This is a genomic window from Lysobacter sp. M2-1 (genome assembly GCF_022662495.1).
GTDB lineage: Bacteria > Pseudomonadota > Gammaproteobacteria > Xanthomonadales > Xanthomonadaceae > JAKPBU01.
In genome coordinates this window covers 963,283-982,219 of the sequence record NZ_JAKPBU010000001.1, presented here as the reverse complement: position 1 = coordinate 982,219, position 18,937 = coordinate 963,283, and the positions used below count along the sequence as shown (strand labels likewise).

Sequence of the window (18,937 nt, the reverse complement as noted above, 5' to 3'; positions counted from 1 at the left end):
GCCCGAGGAGATCGATGCGGCAGTCGTCAGGATTGTTGAAGTTAACCTTGGCGCGACGACGCAGGAGCTCGTGCTCCATGTGTCGCGGCAGCTGGGCTATCGCAGCACAAGCGCCCAGCTACGAGCCTTGATTGAAGACCGGATTGAAATCCTGCTCCAATCTGCTGCTCTCACAGCCGCGAACGGGCTGATTACAGCAGCGCGAGCTAAGGGCGAGTAATGCGAAGTCATACCGCCAAGCTCCGCCAAGCCTTCCACATTCAATTGGATCCCACCGCGTGGCCCACTCGCGGTTTGTCCCCGATCAACAAGTTGCTGACCGCTGCCATTCTTCTGGGTACGGTCAACGCGATTCTTGAGACTGAACCATTACTTGCTCAACCCTACCAAGCTATGTTTGCGGCGGTCGAGTTCTGGCTAGGCTCTGTCTTTGCCGCAGAGTACCTTGCACGCCTCTGGTCTATCGTAGAAGAGCGACCCCCAGGCGAAACAGCGTTTGGACGGCGTTTGCGGTTCATCGCTAGTCCCGCGGCGGTCGTAGACTTAGTTGCAGTGCTGGTTACCTTAGTGCCGTTCTTCGGTATCAATGTGATGGCACTGAGGCTCGTTCGCCTCTTGAGGATTCTCCGATTGGGCAAGCTGGGACGAATGTCTGCAGCTTTGACGCTCCTTGTTAACGTCATCAAGAGCCGACGATACGAGTTGTTCGTGACGTTAGCTCTGGCCGCTACGGTTTTGATTTTCGGTGCATCGGCTCTGTATTGGGTCGAAGGCGACTTGCAGCCAGACAAATTCGGTAGCATTCCTCGGTCATTGTGGTGGGCCGTAATCACCCTCACCACGATTGGCTATGGAGATGTTTACCCGATCACGGCTGTGGGCAAGATGATTGCTGGCGTCGTCGCAATCGCTGGGATCGGATTGATTGCTATGCCAACAGGAATACTGGCTTCTGCCTTCAGCGAGGCCGTCCGTAACCGCTAGGTGAGACCGGTGTGACCGAGGAAAACGGGGTCAGGTTCATTTTCTTTCCGCTGCACGCCGCTGTCGGAAACCCGAACGCCGCCCGAAAAGGCCCACGCTCCGCCCGATTTGCTCGGGACGCCGCCCGAAAAGGCCGGCGCTCCACCCGATTTGCCTGGAACGCCGCCCAAATAAGCCGACGCTTCGCCCGAATAAGCCGAAACGCCGCCCAAATAAGCCGGCGCTCCGCCCAAATAAGCCGGCACGCCGCCTAAATAAGTCCGAGCGCCGAGCAAATAACCCGACCGTTGGACAAAAATTGTCCAATTTGGCTGCGCGTGGGGGGCTCTGCGCCAGCGCAGGCCGGTAGGCGCAGCGCACGCCCCTGGACGCGTGTTTCAGCAGGCCGAAACCGCCCCGCCGCCGTCGTCGATGCCAAGCCACGCGAGGACATCAGCCACCTGCGCTCCCTCGGTAGCCAGCGTCTCGTGCACGCGCTCTGCGGGCTTCACGCACGTTGCCCACAATAGTGGTCCCGCTACCTGGACGCAGTCCCGTGGTCACGCTGCTCGCAATTGGCATTACCCAAGCCTTTCTGCTGGCTGCCGCGTTGTGGTTCCAGCCACGGGGACCTCGCTTGGCGAACCGGTGGCTTGCGCTATTGCTGGGTGCCATCGGGGTTGGGCTGCTGTCCCACTGGCTGTACCTCAGTGGGTTCTGGATCGCCGTGCCCAAGCTTCTGGTCGTTGCTTCGACCGTCGTCTTCCTCTTCGGCCCGTTGCTTCTGATGTATGTGCGCCAGGCAACGGCGCCGCATCTGGCGCTGTCACCTGCCTCCGCGCTCCATTTGTTGCCATGGGCAGCCAACCTGCTGCTCCTGGGTCCTGTCCTCGTCCGGCCCGACACGGAACTGGTCGGGCTCATCGACGAGTCGATGCGGTCCTATCAGCGGGGCGAGGTCGGCGTTGGCGTCATCAATATCGCTCGCTGCCTGTCACTGGCGGCGTATACCGCCTTTGCGGTGCATCGCCTTGGATGCTGGCGTCGGGCGTTGCACGATCAGGTCGCCAACGATGAACGCGTCAGCCTGAGCTGGCTTTCCTTCGTGCTGATGCTCTTCGCCGCAGTCGCAGTTCTGGTACTGGCGATGGTGGCCGCCGGGCCTCGCGCCCCCATTCCGGCGGACTCGGCCATCAGCATCGCCATGGTGGCATTCGCGCTTGCCGTCGGCGTGGCGGGCCTGCGGCAACCGGCTCTTTTCTCCACCAGCCGATCGCCTGAAGACGACAAAAGTGACGGCGCCTCGAGTGGCCGTACGGGCGCGCTCCGGGCTGCTGCTGCTGCCTTGGACGCCGAAATGCCGATCATGGAATCGCCGCGGCCACGGAATGTGAGCGCGGATCAGGCTGCGGCTCTGCGGGAGAAGCTCGAGCAGGAGATGCAAGTAGGACACCTGTATCGGGACCATGACCTGTCCCTGGCGCGTCTGGCCCGTGCGGTTGGAGCGACGCCCCATCAGGTCTCGGAAGTTCTCAACACGACACTGGGCTGCACGTTCTATGAGTTCGTGAACCTGCACCGGATCGAGGCAGTCAAGCGCGACCTGCTGGAGGGTTCTCGCTCGGTGCTCGATCTCGCGCTCGAAGCGGGTTTCAGCAACAAGTCGACCTTCAACAAGGTCTTCAAAGACCATACCGGCCAGACACCCAGTGCCTTCCGACGCGCTGGCAACACGTCCTGACGGCGGAAGTCCTTTTCGGCCGGGTCTGACCCCGGAACAGGTGCGATTCGGCCGGTCCGGTCGATCGAACCCGTCCATGGCTGCATCGTGGGTTCCCTCTCGGAACCGGATACCCGCGATGCGTCGACTCGAATGGGCGGGACTGCTGGAAGTGCTGGCAGTCATTCTGCTGGGGCTGGCGCTGGCAGGCTTTGGGCCAGCACTGCTCGGTCTTCAGCTTTCCAACCCACTGGCCACGCTCACTCCGGGATCGTTGCCGTCGTCCTGGCTGCCGCTCGTGCTTCCCATGCTGCAGTTGCTGCTGGTCCAGTACGGCGCACAATTCCTGGTCATCGCAATCGTGCTGATCGTCGGACGTTGGTGGATCAGGCCTGCAGACGGACTCAGGCGCGACAGCAAGAGCACTCCGCGCCTCGTCCTGCTGGCGTCCTTGGCGGCGATCGTGGCATTTCCGCCGGTTCGCATCCTTATGGAAGCGGGACGGGTCTGGGACCTGGCGCCCGCCGGCCCACCGTGGCGCGAGGCGCTTCTATCCGCCCCGTTGACCGGTGACTTCTATCTTTTTATGGCCGTCCTGAGCTTCGGCGTTGTGCCTGTCCTGGAGGAGGCGCTTTACCGTGGCTACGTGCAGGGCCGGCTTCAGGCGACCTTTCGTTCGTCCTGGATGCCGTTGGTGCTGACGTCGGTTCTATTCACTTTCCTGCACAGCCAGTACCTGGGCGTTGATGCATTCAGCCTCGCGACAACCGCAATGCTGTTCGGCTTGTCGATGGTGCTCGGCGTCCTTTATCGGCAAACCGGTTCGCTCTTGCCCTCCATCCTCGTGCACGCGCTGATCAACCTGCCGATGTCGACAGGGGTGGCGCTCGGGGTTGCGACGGCGCTGACAGTCGCAGGCGCCATCTGGCGGAAAGCGTTGCTGGCATGGATTCGCCAGGCGCTTGCGACGATTCGGCCGATCGACATTCGCCCTTCACACCTGCTGGCAATTGCCGTGATGCTGGTGACGACGCTCCTGATCCCCGTCAAGCCGCTGTGGGCGCTCACCTTGGGGCCGGTGTTCCTTGTCGTCTTTGTTGTGCTGGCCCGGGGCACCCTTGCAAGGCGGCGGGCTTGAGCCCGCCCTGCATTCGTTCGAACAACAAAGGGACGGAGGCGATCAATTGGCCGAAGCCCTGCCCGCCCGCTCCGCATCGATGCCGAGCCAAGCCAGCACCCTGGCTACCTGCGCTTCCGGCGCCGGCACCGCTGGCTGGAATCCGGGCCGCATCAGGGAGAAGGGCGGGGCAAGCGTTGCTTCAATCACGCCTGATCCCTACGAAGCGCGTGTTCATTCTTCCTGCACTGCAACAACCATAACGGTAGCGGCATAGCTGGTGGGAAATCTTTCATTGGACAGTTGGTGCCTCCGCCGCATTAATGGGTCCGGACGAGGCAGCCATCACGATCGACATCGCGCTTGCGCTCGCGCAGCGGGCGTCGCGGCGACACCACCAACGCACGATCCGCCGCGGCCGGATCCGATGCGCGACAAGTGCCTTGCGGGCCATTACAAACGGCCTTCGCCGCAACCGCATGCAACGAGCAAAGGGTGAGGAGGGAACATCATGGTAAGCAGGCGATCCTTGTTGGGAGCACCGTTGTGGGCTGCGGCCGGCATGCATGCCGTCGCACATGCGCAAGAGGGTGCAGGTCAAGGCAGCCAGGCGCTGGCGCCTGCCGATCCACTTCCCATCACCGGCGGTACCTTCAAGCCGACGGCAGACTCGCTGAAGACCTACCAGACGCCGGCGTGGTTCCGCGACGCCAAGTTCGGCATCTGGGCGCACTGGGGGCCGCAGGCCGTGCCGCGTTCCGGCGATTGGTACGCGCGCTGGATGTACGTGCCCGGTCACCCGCACTACGCCCACCATCTCAAGCATTACGGGCATCCGTCCGAGCGCGGCTACAAGGACATCCTTCCGCTATGGAAGGCGGAGAAGTTCGATCCGGACGCCTTGATGGATCTGTATGTCGCGGCCGGTGCGAAATACTTCGTCAGCATGGGCGTGCACCACGACAATTTCGATTTGTGGAAGTCGCGCCACCACCGCTGGAATGCGCTCGCGATGGGCCCCAGGCGGGATATCGTCGGCGCATGGCGCGATGCGGCGCGCCGGCGCGGCCTGCGCTTCGGTGTGTCCGAGCATCTGGGCGCCAGCCACAACTGGTTCTACCCGAGCCACCAATACGACCAGTTCTGGCCCAAGATGGGTGTCGACTACGACGGCGCCGATCCCCAATACGCCGATCTCTACCATCCGAAACACGACGAGCCGTTCAAGGGAAATCCGGATACCTGGTACACGACGGATCCTGCGTTCCACAAGGTTTGGTTCAACCGCATTCGCGACCTGATCGACTCCTACGAGCCGGACCTGCTCTATTCCGATGGCGGCCTTCCATTCGGAGAAGTCGGGCGCTCGCTCGTCGCGCACTACTACAACAGCAGCATCGCCAAGCACGGTGGCGTCGACGTGGTCTACAACTGCAAGGCCCTGGGCTCCGGTGAGTTCTATCCGGAAGCCTGCGTGCAGGATGTCGAACGCGGCGTCATGAGCGGGATCAATCCGCTGCCCTGGCAAACCGATACCTCGAACGGCGACTGGTTCTTCACCGACGGTGATACCTACAAGACCGCACCCGACGTGATCCGCATGCTCGCAGACATCGTCAGCAAGAACGGCAACCTGCTTCTCAACGTCGCGCTCTATCCGGAGGGAAACCTGCCGCCGGAATCGCAGACCCTGCTGTCCGAGCTGGCGCACTGGATGGGCACCAACGCCGAGGCGATCCACGGGACCCGCCCATGGGCCGTCCATGGCGAAGGCCCGACCGAGACCACGGCCGGCGCCTTCAAGGAAAGCGCCGCATATACCGCCCAGGACATCCGTTTCACCACCAAGGACGACGCGCTCTATGCCATCACGCTGGGCGAGCCACGCGGGCGCGTGACCATCGCTGCGCTCGGCCGCAACGCCGGGCACGAGAGGCGCGCGGTGCAAAGCGTGCGGCTGCTGGGCGTGGCGGAGCCGCTGCAGTTCCAGCAGACGGACGCGGCGCTCCTCATCGACCTGCCAGCGCGAATGCCGACCCGCCACGCCAGCGCCTTCAGGATTGCCTTTGGCGCATGACGAAGCGCGGGCCGTGACATCCATGCGCGGCAGCTAGCTTTCGAGATTGCAGCTCTGTGAACGTGTCGCCTTGATCCCCTGATCTCCTTGCGACCAGAATGCGGCGCATCGGATATCGATATCCAACCGGGGATTGATGCGCCCATGACGGATGAATCGAAGATCGGGAAAGAGCAGCAGGGCCACGGCGCTGCAGCAACCTCCACGGACACGGGCGCGAGCGGCAGGATCCCGCGCCGCGACTTTCTCGCGGGCACCGCGCTGGCCGCGGCCGGTTTGATGATCGTTCCCCGCCACGTGCTGGGCGGGCAAGGACATACGGCGCCCAGCGACCGGCTGAACATCGCCGGCATCGGCGTGGGCGGCATGGGCAAGAACAACATCCGCGCGATGGCGAGCGAGAACATCGTGGCCCTGTGCGACGTGGACTGGGGGTACACCGACAAGGGCTTTCGCGCGATGTTCGACCCGGGCAGGGCGCAGGAGCGCCTCGACAAGGCCGAGAACGCGGAAGAGCGCCAGGAGGTGGAGGAACAGATCGCGCAGGCGCAGCTGCTCGCGCCCAAGTACCCCTCGATCAAGCGCTACACCGATTACCGCCGGATGCTGGAGGAGCAGAAGGACATCGACGCGGTGGTCATCGCCACGCCCGACCACCTGCATGCGGTGATCGCCAGCGCGGCGATGAGCCTGGGCAAGCACGTGTACCTGCAGAAGCCGCTCACCTGGTCGATCCACGAAGCGCGCGCGCTGTCGAAGAAGGCGCAGGACAACCCCAGGCTCATCACCCAGATGGGCAACCAGGGCCACTCCACCGACGATGCCCGGCTGATCAACGAGTACATCGCGGCCGGCGCGATCGGCGACGTGCGCGAGGTCCACGTCTGGACCAACCGCCCGCTGGCCTACTGGCCGCAGGGCATACCGCGTCCGCAGGCCCTGCCGGAACCGGACGCCGCGCGCTGGAACCTGAAGGCGGTGATGGACCGCCTCGCCAATGCCATGACCGGCAACTACCCGAAGCCGGAAGGGTTGGCCTGGGATCTGTTCCTCGGCCCCGGTCCCGTCGTCGGCTACCACCCGGTGTATCACCCGTTCAACTGGCGCGGGTGGGTGGACTGGGGTGTGGGCGCGATCGGCGACATGGGCGCGCACCTGATCGACCACCCGTTCTGGGCGCTGGACCTGGGCTTCCCGACCTCGGTGGAAACCGTGTCGACGCCGTTCAACCAGGCGTCCTACCCCATGGCGACCATGACCCACTACGACTTCCCCGCACGCGGCAGCATGCCGCCGGTGAAGCTCACCTGGTACGACGGCGGATTGCTGCCTCCCGGGCTGCAGACGCTGGGCGCCGGCGAGTTGAACGACGATGGCGGCGTGCTCTACGTGGGCGACAAAGGCAAGCTGATCCACGACACCTACGGCGCCAACCCGCGCCTGCTGCCGCAGTCGCTGCACGATGCGGTGGGCACGCCTGCGCAGAAGTTCCCGCGCGTCACGACCTCGCACGAGATGAACTGGGTGCAGGCCTGCAAGGGGCAGGGCGAAGCGTCGTCGCCCTTCGCCTACGCCGCGCGCCTGACCGAGGTCATGCTGCTGGGCGTCGTGTCCCTGCGCGCCGGCGGCCGGATCGAGTACGACGCGCAGAACATGCGCATCACCAACGCGCCAGCAGCCAACCAGTTCCTGCGTCGCGAGTATCGCGAGGGTTGGGCGTTGTAGCAGGAACGCCGCCTGCGCAGGCGCGCCGCCCTGCAGGGCTGCCAGGAGTCAGATGCTGCACTTCGATTCCTTTGCAAAGCGTATCGTCGGAAGCGCGCGGATCCACGTCCGCGTCGCGGGGCATGGGCCGGCGGTGCTGCTGCTGCATGGCTTCCCGCAGACGCACCTGATGTGGCGCGACATCGCGCCGGCACTTTCGCAGCGATTCACGGTGGTCTGCGCGGACCTGCCCGGCTATGGCCAGAGCGGATGTCCCGAACCGGCGCCCGACCACGCGCCACACTCCAAGCGCGCGATGGCCTCGTCATTGGTCGAGGCGATGCAGGCATTGGGGTTCGAGCGCTACGCGGTCGTGGGACACGACCGCGGTGCGCGCGTGGCGTATCGCATGGCGCTGGATACGCCGGAGCGCATCGTGCGCCTGGCCGTGCTCGACGCGATCCCGACGCTCGTTGCCTGGGAGCGCGCTGACGCCCGATTCGCGCAATCGTTCTGGCCGTGGAGCCTGCTGGCGCAGCCCGCGCCGCTGCCCGAGCGTCTGCTCGCGGCTGCACCGGAAGCCTGCGTCGACGATGCCCTGTCGCAATGGGGCTCGCGTGGGGATGCGTTCCCTGGCGAGGTCCGCCAGGCGTATGTGGACGCCCTGCGCGACCCCGCGCACGTGCATGCGATCTGCGAGGAGTACCGTGCCGGCGCGACCATCGATTGCCGCCACGATGCGGCCGACCGCGAGCGTGGCCACACCATCCGCTGCCCAGTGCTGGCCCTGTGGAGCCGGGACACGGCACTGGATGACTGGTACGCAGATACAGGCGGGCCGCTCGGGATCTGGCGGCGATGGGCTGGCGACGTGCGTGGCGAAGCGGTTCCCGGAGGCCACTTCTTTCCGGAAGTGCAACCGGCTGCTACCGCCGATCGACTGCAGGCGTTCCTGGAGTTTGATCCGTCGGCAGGCGGCGCAGGGAATTGAGCGCCACGATTTTCACGCAACGCATTGACCAGCACGTCCCTATCCCACCTCTGCAGGGCAATTCATCCTGTCGCAGTCGACGCCGGGCCTCCCGCTGCCGCGCCGCAAACATCAACGTCGATCAAGGCCGACATCGCGCCTCCGTGCATCGTGCATCAACCGCCCGAAGCCGCTTCGTCGCCACCGTCGATACCGAGCCACGCGAGCACTGCAGCCGCCTGCGCGTCGGGTGCCAGTGCGATGTCGACGGTGATGGCGTCCTCGTCCGCGCCCGGCGCTTCGAGCGTGGCCAGCTGCGAGTCGAGAAGCGATGGCGGCATGAAGTGGCCGCTGCGCTCTTGCATGCGTTGCGCTAGCAGGTAGCGCTCGCCGGTGAGGTGCACGAAGCGCACGCCATCGCGCCGGAGGACGTCGCGATAGGCACGCCTGAGCGCGGAGCAGGTGACGATGCCCGGCGCGCCGGCCGCGATGCGCGCATCGATCCATGCAGCCACCAAGCGCAGCCACGGCTGGCGGTCGGCATCGTTGAGCGGCTGTCCGGCCGCCATCTTGTCGACGTTGGCCTGCGGGTGCAGCACGTCGCCTTCCTGCAGCGGCCAGCCCAGGCGCTCTGCCAGCAGCGCCGCCAGCGTGGACTTGCCGGAACCGGCCACGCCCATGACCACGAGCACAGGCCCAGGCTTGCGCGGCGGCATCAGAGCACCAGGCCCAACAGCAGTACGCCCACCAGGCCGACCACGGAGATCAGGCATTCGAGCACGGTCCAGGACTTGAGCGTCTGCCCGATGTCCAGGCCGAAGTATTCCTTGATCAGCCAGAAGCCGGCGTCGTTGAGGTGCGAGAGGAATACCGAGCCCGAGCCGATGGCCAGCACCAGCAGCGCGGCGGTGGCCTGGTCCAGACCGGCGACCAGCGGCTGCAGGATGCCGGCTGCTGTGATGGTGGCGACGGTGGCCGAGCCGGTGGCGATGCGGATGACCACCGCGATCAGCCAGGCAAGCAGCAGCACCGAGACCGACGAGCCATCGACCTGTGCGGCGATGAAACCGCCGATGCCGGTATCGACCAGCACCTGCTTGAAGCCGCCGCCCGCGCCGACGATCAGCAGGATGCCCGCTACCGGGCCAAGCGATGACCCGACCACTTCCTGCAGCTTGTCGCGCCCGAAGCCCGCGCCGCGGCCGAGCACGAAGAACCCGGCGACGACCGCGATGCCGAGCGCGATCATCGGCAGGCCGAGGAAGTCGATCACCGCCTTCCATGCAGCGCCGGAGTCGGGCGCGGCGATGTCGGCGATGGCCTTGGCCAGCATCAGCACCACCGGCAGCAGGATGCTCGCCAGCGTGGCGACGAACGACGGGCGGCGTGCGAGCGCCGCTTCGCCCGATGCAATGAACAGCAGCGGCACCGGCGCGGGCACCCAGCGCTCGGCGAAGCGCGCGAACAGCGGGCCGGCGATCACCACCGCCGGAATCGCGACCAGCACGCCGAGCGCGAGCGTCAGGCCCAGGTCGGCGCCGAGCATGCCGATCGCGGCCAGCGGACCGGGATGCGGCGGCACCAGGCCGTGCATGGCCGACAGCCCGGCCAGTGTCGGCAGTGCGATGCGCATCAACGGCGCGCCCGAGCGGCGTGCGACCAGGATGATCACGGGAACCAGCAGCACCAGCCCGACTTCGAAGAACATCGGCAGGCCGATGATCGCGCCGATCAGGCCCATCACCCACGGCAGGCTGCGCGGCGTGGCGCGCGCCACCAGGGTCTCGACGATGCGGTCGGCGCCGCCGGAGTCGGCGAGCAGCTTGCCGTAGATCGCGCCGAGCGCGATGAGGATGCCGACCCCGCCCATGGTCGTACCGAAACCGCTGGCGAAGCTGGTGCTGGCAGCGGCCACGTCCAGCCCCGCGATCGCACCGGTGGCCAGCGCGCCGATGGCTAGCGACAGGAACGGATGCAGCTTCGCCCAGCTGATCAGCACCACGATCAACACGATGCCGATGAGTGCGGCGGCGACGAGCTGGTCGCCGGGCACGACGGCGCGCGCGGCATCCGCCGCCGGACCGGCGGCGGCCATGAGCACGAGCGGGGAAGACTGCAGCAAAGGCGTCAGCACGACGGGAAAGATGTCAGCGACGATGTCATCGGATCTTCCTGATGCGGCGATCGCTCCGGATGCTACCTAACATTCGTTCGTCATTCCCGATCAATGGAACGGAGGCAGTTGATCCGCCACGACAAGGCGCCTTCGGCGTAGCCACAAAGCTGCTGGCAGCAAAGTGGTCGGAACCTACGCTTTTGCTCATCATTCCCGCGAAGGCGGGAACCCATGGACGTTGATTTCAATCGATTAGAGTCCATGGGTCCCCGCCTGCGCGGGGATGACGGCGTGGAAAGCCCGCGCATCCCGGTTCCGCGCCAGTTCTACGCGTGCTGCGCAGCCACCGCTGCAGCGGCGGGCGACGGCTTCGCGCCCCACAGTGCATAGAACAGCACGTACAGCTCGCAGGCCGCGGTGAGCAGGAACGAGAGCTGCAGGCCGTAGCGATCCGCCAGCCAGCCCTGCACCACCACCAGCGCGCCGCCGGCGATCGCCATCACCAGCAGGCCCGAGCCTTCCTCGGTCAGCGGGCCCAGGCCGCGGATGCCCAGGGTGAAGATGGTCGGGAACATGATCGAGTGGAACAGGCCCACCGAGATCAGCGACCACATCGCCAAGGGACCCGACGCGAACACCGTCACCAGCATCGCCACGAACGCGCCGATCGAGAACAGCGCCAACACCTTCTCCGGCGCGATGCTGCGCATCAGGAAGCTGCCGGCGAAGCGCCCCACCATCATCCCGCCCCATAGCAGGAACAGGTAGCGCGATGCCTGCTCGTGGGTGAGGTTGCCGATGTCCGGCTGCGCCACGAAATTGATGAACAGGTTGGAGACGCCGATCTCGGCGATGAGGTAGATGAAGATCGCGGGGATGCCGAGCACCAGGTTGCGGTGCGACCACAGCGAATGGCGCGCGCGCTCTTCGCGCGCATGGCGCTGCGTGGCGCCGCCGAGCGCCGGCAGCCGGTAGCGCGCGATCACGATCGCCAGCACCACCAGCACCGCCGCGACGATCAGGTACGGCAACTGCACCGATTGCGCATCGGCCAGGCGCTCGGCCGGGGTCAGCACGGTGTCGGCGCTGGCGGTGCCGGCGGTGGTGCGGCCGAGGATCAGATAGCCCCCGAACAGCGGCGCCAGCGTGGTGCCGAAGGAATTGAATGCCTGCACGAAGTTGAGCCGCGACGAGGCGGTCTCCGGCGGGCCGATCACCGCCACGTAGGGATTGGCCGCCACCTGCAGCAGGGTGATGCCGCTGGCGATGACGAACAGCGAGGCCACGGTGATCGCATAGGAAGGCATCTGCGCCGCAGGCACCATGCCCAGCGCCCCCACCGCCATGATCGCCAGCCCGGTGACCAGCGCGCGCTGGTAACCGATCCGTTCGATCAGCCACGCCGATGGCAGCGATGCGACGAAGTAGGCGATGAACCAGACCGATTCGATCAGCGTGGTCCGCGTGTAGTCCAGCTCGAACACGCTGCGCAGGTGCGGCAGCAGGGTGTTGTTGATGACGGTGATGAAGCCCCACATGAAGAACAGCGAGGCCAGCAGCGTCAGCGCCGAACGATAGGCGGGCACGCCGGAGCGCAACGCCTGGGCCGACGCCTGCAAGGTGGGTGCTGCCATGGACGCTCCTTCCGATGCGGCGGACGCGCGCCGGTCGCAGGCGTGCGTCGCGCAGCATAGAAGGCCGGTGCAATGCCCGACCAATGACTTGTGCGGCGCGATCCATCCAGGTTTTGCAATGCTGCGCTGCGACAACGCGCGGGTGCGCTGGCTTGCTATGGGCTGGATCCTTGCGCGAGCTGTCGCCCGGTATGCAGCAGCGCGATCCACCGGTTGCCAACTTCGGCGCGCCGGTCGAGCAGTGGCCGCTGAAGTTCAAGCGTCGCAGCGTTGCTGTGCACGGTTATTCCATGTGCCGGACGTTCAACTGCGCCTCGTGTACGCACCGGCACCGGCGTTCGCTGCCGCTCGATCCGACGAGGCGCCGGCGGACGCGGCCGCGCGACTGCGCAAGGACATGCGCACGGGTCTGTGCTCGCGTCAAAGCTCGCGCGCACGCCGTTCACGTGCGGGCGGAGGCGTAGCGTTCGTCGTCGCCTCGACGTCGGACAACACGGTGGCGCCAGCGGCCGGTGGCGTCCGCGCCCCGATCTCGTGGCCGAAGCTGCGGCGAGGATCGACAACGGCCGCATTGTCGCGATCGGCCTCGCGCAATCGGGCCGGAGCCGGCGTGCGATCCCGTTCGTCGCCCCGTGCGCGGACCGAATCCATCGACCTGACCACACCCTGCGCCGTCAGCCGTCCCAGCATGTCGGCCTGGTCCTGCCAGTCCCAGGCGGTCTGTGCCAGCGCCGGCGTGGTGGCCGTGAACACCAGGGCAACCAGGCCCAGGGCGGTTGCAGGCAGTCGTGAGCGTGCGTATGTGGTGAACATGAGGTGACCTCCTTGACGGGTTCTCGTGCGTGGCCAGCGCCACGCACCCGATTTGAGGCCGGGGCCTGCGGTTCCTCCATGTAGGGGAGCTAGGGTTTTCCTGCAGATTCGGAACAGTTGCGGTTGCGCCCGTACCGATGCGCGAAACTAGGGGCCTACGCTACGGTCGCAGGTGACGTGATGACCGCCCGAGACGAGGCAGGCCCGGCAGGATGAACGACCACGTCGTCATCAGAAACAAGTTCGGCGCGCCGCCGGCGCCCGGGAATCCACAGGATTTCCTGGTCGGCAGCGCGCTGGTGCAACCCGCGCTCAACCGGATCTCCGTGCACGGGCAGGTGACCCAGGTCGAGCCGAAGGTGATGCAGGTGCTGACCCTGATGGCGGCGCGGCCGGGCGCCGTGGTCCCGAGGGAGGCGTTCCTCGAGCAGGTGTGGCCCAGAGCCGGCGACGACTACCTGCTCAATCGCAGCGTGTCGGAACTGCGCAAGATCTTCGGCGACGACGCGCAATCGCCGCGCTATATCGAAACCATCCGCAAGACCGGCTACCGCCTGATCGCGCCGATCGCGCCGGCGCGGGTCGCCGAGGTGGTCCCCGCGACGGCGCCCGGTCCCGACGCAGGGACGCCACACCCGGCCGCGGATGCCGAGTCCGCGACGCCACCCGACCAGGCCACTGTCGCAAAAGCGAACCAGGACGGCGTGCCGGTGCGCGCCGTGCCGTTGCGTTACGTACTGGCCCTGGCCGGGATCGCGGGCGCGACGCTGGTGGCGGTTGCGGTAGCGCTGGTGTGGACGGCCGGATCCAGGCAGGCGCCGCCCGGCATCGCCACCACCTTCGAAACGCTTCCCCTGACGAGCTTCGTCGGCAGCGAACTCGAACCGGCCCTGTCCCCGGACGGCAGCCGCGTCGCCTTCGTCTGGGACGATGACGCCGATGGCGTACCCGATATCCATGTGAAAACCGTCGGCAGCGAATCCACGCTCAATCTGACCCACAGCGACAGCGCGGAAAACCACCCCGTGTGGTCGGCCGACGGAGGCGCAGTCCTGTTCGTCCGCCCGCAGCGCAGCGGGGTGGCGATCATGCGGGTGTCCGCGCTGGGCGGCGGCGCCACGCTGGTGGTGCGCGACGAGGCCGCCGCCGACATCCGCGGCATGAGCCTGGCACCCGATGGCGCGTCGATCGCCTACGCACGCCGGGACGATGCCGCCTCGCCCTACCGAATCGTCCTGGCCTCGATCGACACCGGGCGCACGCAGGCCGTCACCCGCCCGGAAGCAGGCACGCTGGGCGACATCGATCCGCTGTTCGCGCGCGATGGGCGCACGGTGTACTTCGTCCGCGCCGTGAACGAGGTCACCAAGGACCTCTACGCAGCACCGTCCGGCGGTGGCGAACCGACGCGGCTGACCTTCGACAATCGCAAGATCAACGGCCTCACCTGGTCGCCGGATGGCACGCGGCTGCTGCTCACCTCGACCCGTTCGGGCGTGTACGGGGTGTGGTCCGTGGATCCGGCCGGCGGCGATCCCCAGCAGCTGGCCCTGGGCGACGAAGACGTGCACCAACCTTCGGCGGCGCCCGCGGTCGGCCGGGTGGCCTATGAGCGATGGACGCATCGTGCGCAGTTGCAGAGGATCGATCTTGCGCGGCAGGCGCCCATCGCGACCGGGCCCTCGGTCCGCTCGACACGTTGGGATTCCAGCCCGGCCTATGCACCCGATGGCAGGCGCATCGCCTTCAACTCCAACCGGGCCGGCCCGCAAGGCATCTGGGTGAGCGATCGCGACGGGCGCGATGCGGTGCAGATCGCATCGTTCGGCGGCGTGTTCGTCGACCATCCCGCCTGGTCGCCCGATGGCGCGACGATCGCGTTCGATGCCAGCCCCGACGGGCGCACCGCCGTCTATACCGTCGCGTCGCAAGGCGGATCGCCGCAGCGGATCACGCAAGGCCCGGGCGACAGTCGTAATCCGGCCTGGTCCCGCGATGGCCGGTGGATCTATTTCGAATCCAACCGCAGCGGCGACTGGCAACTCTACGCACGACCGGCAGGTGGCGGGGAAGCGGTGAGGATCACTGCGAACGGCGGCGCCAATCCGGTCGAGTCGACCGATGGCGCATGGCTGCTGTACAGCAAACCAGAGGCACCGGGCCTGTGGCGCCAGGCCAGGCGCGCGTGGCGCGAAACGGGCGCGGCCGCCCCGGAAACGCGACTGACCGCAGACCTTGCGCCCGAGGACGGCGACAACTGGGCCCCGGCGGACGGCGGGATCTATTTCGTCCGCAGGCCCACGGCGGGTCCGCCGCGCCTGTCGATGCTCGACGCCAGCGGATCGGTGAGGGATGTCGTGGCGCTGACGCCATCGCTCCAGATCGTGGGGCTCGATGTTGCACCCGACGCCACCGAACTCATCCTTGCGAACAGGGTGCTCAGTGAGAGCGACCTGCGACTGGCGAGCCCAAGACAGGCGATCGCTGCTTCCCCTTGAGTTGGCGGGACAGGAGATAGGTAGTAGCGGGAACGAAGGAACCAGGTCATTCCCGTGGCTCCGCGCATTTCGCGATCCTGAGCAACGGGCGAACAGTTGCAGCGGAGTCGGCGCTGTGCTGACAACGCAAAACGGATTGGGCGACCAGCACCCCGGCAGTTCATCTCTGGTCGCCCCAATGGCCGTACAAGCCCGCCGCCGCCGTTGCCTTTACGAAACACGCGCGCCGAAGGGGCCGACAGTGGCGAAGATGATCGATAGGTTGAAGACGGGCGCCTGCGCGCTGGTGCTGGCCTGCGCGGGATGGTCAGCACCGCCGGCGCTCGCGCAATCGACTACGGCGGGCGAGCCGTTCGTGGTGGAGTACACCTACAAGGTCGAGTGGGGCCACCTGGACGAGTTCATCTCGCTGTTCAAGAAGAACCATTACCCCGTGCTGCAGCGGCTGAAACAGCTCGGATATGTCCGCGACATCGGGGTGGCCTATCCGGTCAACCACGCGGGCGAAGCCGACCGCTGGGACATGCGGGTGACCGTGACGTTTCGCGACGCCAACGCGTCTTTGCCGGACCCGGCGGTCGACAAGGCGATCATCGCCGATCTGTATCCCGACAAGAAAACCTTCGAGCGCGAGGAGCAGCGTCGTTTCGAACTGCTGATCGAGCACACCGACGTGCCGGTGTTCCTCGAGGACATGAAGGACTGGGACGCGCCCGCGCCGGAGGCGTGAGCGGCTCCATCCTTCCTGCGGCTCACGCCTGGATCGCGTAGGCGCGCACCGGAAACGTGCCCATGCCGACGATCTTCGGCGGCACGGCGTGGAAGCGACAACCGCGATCGGGCACGGCGTCGAGGCGGGTGAGGTGCTCGCCGATGGGAATGTCGGCGCCGAGCAGCAGCGTGTGGACCGGACGCGCACGCACGCGGGTGTCGTCGATGTTGTACGAGTCGATGCCCACGAAGGCCGCGCCCGCCGCGACCAGACGTTCGGCAGCGGCGGCGGTCAGGAACGGGTGCTCGCTGAAGTAGCGCTCGGTCCGCCAATGGCGGTCCCAGCCGGTGTGGACCAGCACCGCCATGCCTTGCAGCGGGACGCCGTCGAAGGCGCTGGCTTCCACGGCCAGCCCATCCTGCCAGGGTTGCCTGACCACGACGGCGGGCAGGTCGGCGAGCGAGGCGAGCGGCAGGCCGGCCAGATCGCAGCCGTGTTCGAAGCGGTGGAACGGGCTGTCGACATAGGTGCCGGTGTTGGCGACCAGGTCGATGCGGCCGATCTGGAACGTGCTGCCATCGTCGTAGTTCGCGCGCGAGGCCTCGCGCGTCCAGTAATCGCACAGGACCGGGCCCGGCAGGTCTTTGTAGGTCGTCATGCCGGCTTCGATGGTATGGCTGAGGTCGATCAGGCGCGGGTGTTCGACGTTCACGGCGAGGGTGCTCCGGAGCGGCCGCGGTGCGGGGCCGGCGCCGCGCAGTGTGCGGCACGCGCGGGCGCAAGGGTGTGCCATGCATGGCGAAACACACCCGCGCAAGCCCGACGCACGGTCCCGCCGCTTCGGAACGCCTAGAGTGGGCCCATGCAAGCCCTGTCACCCGCCCTGGCCAGCTGGCTCGCCGACGCGATCCTGGTATCGCACGTGGCCGTGGTCGTATTCGTGCTGCTGGGCGCGCTCGCCGTGCCGATCGGCGCGTGGCGACGTTGGCGCTGGGTGCGCGGCTTCCGCTGGCGTCTGACGCATCTGGTACTGATGGGCGTGATCGCGCTGCAGGCCTGGCTCGGCGCACTGTGCCCGTTGACGGTATGGGAACAGGCGCTGCGCCGGCGCGCGGGCGAAGCGGTGTACCGCGAATCCTTCATCGAATACTGGCTCTCAAGGCTGATCTTCTTCGAGGCGCCGTGGTGGATCTTCGTCGCCGCGTATTCCGGCTTCGCCGCGTTGGTGCTGCTGCTGTGGTGGGCGGTACCGCCGCAGCGGCGTGCCGGGAAGGTTTCATGACCCCATGCCTGGGAAACTGCGTGCGAAAGCGCAACCGCCCCGGATACTTGACAGGGGTCAGGTGGCGGCGGACGCTGGATCCGCGTTGGCGGCCGTCGGGGAGGCGCTATGCGGCGTCTGGAGATGCGGTACATCGTGCGCGCCACTTCGATACTGGGCGTCTTGTGCGCGATCGGCATGCTGGCGCCGGTCGCGGTCGGCTACGCGATCGGTGCGAATGACGCAGCCGAATCGCAGCAATTGGCCGAAGAATCCATCGAGGCCACGGTCGAAGCGCGCCGCGAGACCATCGATCATGAGATCGGACACACGCCCGCGCATCCATGGGCCGCGGACTACTACGAAGGCGACGGGCTGGGCGCCAACATCTTCCTCAGCATCGCACCGAAGTCGGGAGTGGCCGCAACCTGGCATGGATGCCTGGGGCTGTACGGCGCCAACCTCGGCGCCGTTATTCCGGAACGGGATGGAAGCCTGCAGCTCCAGTTCGAGCAGCCGAACGAAGCGCGCTTCGGAGGATTCCCCGATCGCGTTGTGCCGGTGCGGTGGGGCGCGCGACGCTACCTGATCAGGCCCAGCGATACCGCGGGTTTCGTAGCCGCGATCCACGCGGGCTCCGAGCCGCGCACCCAGGTCCATGGGCAGTTCCTGCTGGCCGAGGGCGGCGAACTCAAGCCTGTATCGGGCCTGCCCGGCCTACCCGAGCCTGATCGGGTCCGTATCCGCCTGCAGGCGGTGGAAGCGCGGATCGTCGAGGTCGGCGAGCCGGAACGCGGTGACAAGACCGTCGACATGTGCGATGTACGTTATCCCGTGCGCCTGGTGGTGGATGGCGACGAGGTCCTGCATCCGGGCGAGGAGTTGCAGGTTCTGGGCCGCAGCTCGCCTTTCACCGACATCATCGTCCGCGAAGCGGGTCCTGGCTCCGCCAGAGGCCTCGCAAAAGTGCTCGAACTCGATTGCGGCAAACCGGATGCCGATCACGTGCCCGCAGAAGGCTGGCGTTTGACCACCGGCGCGTACGACGAGATCTCGGCCAACCGTGCCATCGCCGAGGCTAGCCGTGCTAGCGCAACGCAGGCGTCGCGATGAGGCCGTAGGTCGGCAAGCGAAGTCCGGGCACTCGACCCGTGCGCCATCGCATTGATTTGCTGCCTGTGTTGTTGCTGGGCACGTGTCGTATTCGGCCAGGAGCCCCACGGCCGGATCGGGTGCGGTCTGCGGCCTTACCCGAGTGGTGATGCTTCCGGAGACTCATGCATGGCCAAGGGCGGAGATGTTTCTGCGCCTTATCGAAGCGCACGCAGGGTGGGATTGAGGCCCTTCGATAT

15 protein-coding genes are annotated in these 18,937 nt (G+C 66.6%); 10 read left to right on the top strand and 5 right to left on the bottom strand.

Annotated elements, in window-relative coordinates; all coding sequences use genetic code 11:
* The first annotated feature begins 312 nt into the window (after nucleotides 1-312).
* The 6 genes from MC375_RS04310 (at nucleotide 313) to MC375_RS04285 (ending at nucleotide 8,572) form a co-directional block, all read left to right on the top strand.
* Nucleotides 313-984, top strand: a complete 672-nt coding sequence (locus MC375_RS04310) for a potassium channel family protein (RefSeq protein WP_242102073.1) — start codon at nucleotides 313-315, stop codon at nucleotides 982-984.
* Between the two features lie 535 nt (nucleotides 985-1,519).
* A complete protein-coding gene (locus tag MC375_RS04305; RefSeq protein ID WP_242102072.1) occupies nucleotides 1,520-2,704 on the top strand; it encodes a helix-turn-helix domain-containing protein in 1,185 nt (394 codons plus the stop codon).
* 118 nt (nucleotides 2,705-2,822) lie between these two features.
* Nucleotides 2,823-3,821 (top strand): CPBP family intramembrane glutamic endopeptidase, encoded by a 999-nt coding sequence (locus tag MC375_RS04300; protein ID WP_242102071.1) that lies wholly within the window; start codon nucleotides 2,823-2,825, stop codon nucleotides 3,819-3,821.
* Nucleotides 3,822-4,362: 541 nt separating this feature from the next.
* Nucleotides 4,363-5,877 carry an alpha-L-fucosidase gene (locus MC375_RS04295; protein WP_242102070.1) on the top strand — a complete coding sequence of 505 codons (1,515 nt, stop codon included), beginning with the start codon at nucleotides 4,363-4,365 and terminating at the stop codon, nucleotides 5,875-5,877.
* A gap of 144 nt (nucleotides 5,878-6,021) precedes the next feature.
* On the top strand, nucleotides 6,022-7,602 hold the full coding sequence (locus tag MC375_RS04290) for a Gfo/Idh/MocA family oxidoreductase (RefSeq protein WP_242102069.1): 1,581 nt from the start codon (nucleotides 6,022-6,024) through the stop codon (nucleotides 7,600-7,602).
* A gap of 52 nt (nucleotides 7,603-7,654) precedes the next feature.
* The gene (locus MC375_RS04285) at nucleotides 7,655-8,572 is read left to right on the top strand and encodes an alpha/beta hydrolase (RefSeq protein WP_242102068.1); all 918 of its coding nucleotides are present in this window, start codon (nucleotides 7,655-7,657) and stop codon (nucleotides 8,570-8,572) included.
* A 155-nt stretch (nucleotides 8,573-8,727) separates the two neighbouring features.
* Here MC375_RS04285 and MC375_RS04280 read toward each other — a convergent pair whose 3' ends face one another.
* From MC375_RS04280 to MC375_RS04265, 4 genes are all read right to left on the bottom strand, one after another.
* Nucleotides 8,728-9,267 (bottom strand): gluconokinase, encoded by a 540-nt coding sequence (locus MC375_RS04280; protein ID WP_242102067.1) that lies wholly within the window; start codon nucleotides 9,265-9,267, stop codon nucleotides 8,728-8,730.
* Entirely contained in the window at nucleotides 9,267-10,646 is a 1,380-nt protein-coding gene (locus MC375_RS04275) for a gluconate:H+ symporter (RefSeq protein ID WP_242102066.1), read from the bottom strand. The genes MC375_RS04280 and MC375_RS04275 overlap by 1 nt, the downstream gene beginning before the upstream one ends.
* A 347-nt stretch (nucleotides 10,647-10,993) precedes the next feature.
* Nucleotides 10,994-12,301, bottom strand: coding sequence for a sugar MFS transporter (locus tag MC375_RS04270; protein WP_242102065.1), 1,308 nt, complete (start codon nucleotides 12,299-12,301; stop codon nucleotides 10,994-10,996).
* A gap of 420 nt (nucleotides 12,302-12,721) precedes the next feature.
* Complete coding sequence (locus MC375_RS04265) at nucleotides 12,722-13,114, bottom strand: hypothetical protein (RefSeq protein WP_242102064.1); 393 nt, start codon at nucleotides 13,112-13,114, stop codon at nucleotides 12,722-12,724.
* Nucleotides 13,115-13,326: 212 nt separating this feature from the next.
* Between MC375_RS04265 and MC375_RS04260 the strand changes: the two genes are divergently transcribed.
* Both MC375_RS04260 and MC375_RS04255 read left to right on the top strand, forming a co-directional pair.
* A complete protein-coding gene (locus MC375_RS04260) occupies nucleotides 13,327-15,612 on the top strand; it encodes a winged helix-turn-helix domain-containing protein (RefSeq protein ID WP_242102063.1) in 2,286 nt (761 codons plus the stop codon).
* A gap of 250 nt (nucleotides 15,613-15,862) precedes the next feature.
* Nucleotides 15,863-16,342, top strand: coding sequence for a hypothetical protein (locus MC375_RS04255; protein WP_242102062.1), 480 nt, complete (start codon nucleotides 15,863-15,865; stop codon nucleotides 16,340-16,342).
* A gap of 22 nt (nucleotides 16,343-16,364) precedes the next feature.
* Here the strand turns inward: MC375_RS04255 and MC375_RS04250 are convergent, their stop codons facing one another.
* Nucleotides 16,365-17,036, bottom strand: coding sequence for a cyclase family protein (locus MC375_RS04250; RefSeq protein ID WP_242102061.1), 672 nt, complete (start codon nucleotides 17,034-17,036; stop codon nucleotides 16,365-16,367).
* A 150-nt stretch (nucleotides 17,037-17,186) separates the two neighbouring features.
* On the opposite strand from MC375_RS04250, the gene MC375_RS04245 reads away from it, so the two are divergent.
* Both MC375_RS04245 and MC375_RS04240 read left to right on the top strand, forming a co-directional pair.
* Nucleotides 17,187-17,606, top strand: coding sequence for a DUF2784 domain-containing protein (locus MC375_RS04245; RefSeq protein ID WP_242102060.1), 420 nt, complete (start codon nucleotides 17,187-17,189; stop codon nucleotides 17,604-17,606).
* A 123-nt stretch (nucleotides 17,607-17,729) separates the two neighbouring features.
* Nucleotides 17,730-18,698: a hypothetical protein gene (locus MC375_RS04240; RefSeq protein WP_242102059.1), complete on the top strand. Its 969-nt coding sequence runs from the start codon at nucleotides 17,730-17,732 to the stop codon at nucleotides 18,696-18,698.
* Nucleotides 18,699-18,937 lie beyond the last annotated feature (239 nt).

Coding starts and splice junctions, on each gene's coding strand:
- MC375_RS04255 (WP_242102062.1), top strand. CDS start 15,863: ATGATCGATAGGTTGAAGACGGGCGCCTGCGCGCTGGTGCTGGCCTGC.
- MC375_RS04240 (WP_242102059.1), top strand. CDS start 17,730: ATGCGGTACATCGTGCGCGCCACTTCGATACTGGGCGTCTTGTGCGCG.
- MC375_RS04265 (WP_242102064.1), bottom strand. CDS start 13,114: ATGTTCACCACATACGCACGCTCACGACTGCCTGCAACCGCCCTGGGC.
- MC375_RS04290 (WP_242102069.1), top strand. CDS start 6,022: ATGACGGATGAATCGAAGATCGGGAAAGAGCAGCAGGGCCACGGCGCT.
- MC375_RS04280 (WP_242102067.1), bottom strand. CDS start 9,267: ATGCCGCCGCGCAAGCCTGGGCCTGTGCTCGTGGTCATGGGCGTGGCC.
- MC375_RS04295 (WP_242102070.1), top strand. CDS start 4,363: ATGCATGCCGTCGCACATGCGCAAGAGGGTGCAGGTCAAGGCAGCCAG.
- MC375_RS04300 (WP_242102071.1), top strand. CDS start 2,823: ATGCGTCGACTCGAATGGGCGGGACTGCTGGAAGTGCTGGCAGTCATT.
- MC375_RS04245 (WP_242102060.1), top strand. CDS start 17,187: ATGCAAGCCCTGTCACCCGCCCTGGCCAGCTGGCTCGCCGACGCGATC.
- MC375_RS04260 (WP_242102063.1), top strand. CDS start 13,327: ATGAACGACCACGTCGTCATCAGAAACAAGTTCGGCGCGCCGCCGGCG.
- MC375_RS04270 (WP_242102065.1), bottom strand. CDS start 12,301: ATGGCAGCACCCACCTTGCAGGCGTCGGCCCAGGCGTTGCGCTCCGGC.
- MC375_RS04275 (WP_242102066.1), bottom strand. CDS start 10,646: ATGGCCGCCGCCGGTCCGGCGGCGGATGCCGCGCGCGCCGTCGTGCCC.
- MC375_RS04285 (WP_242102068.1), top strand. CDS start 7,655: ATGCTGCACTTCGATTCCTTTGCAAAGCGTATCGTCGGAAGCGCGCGG.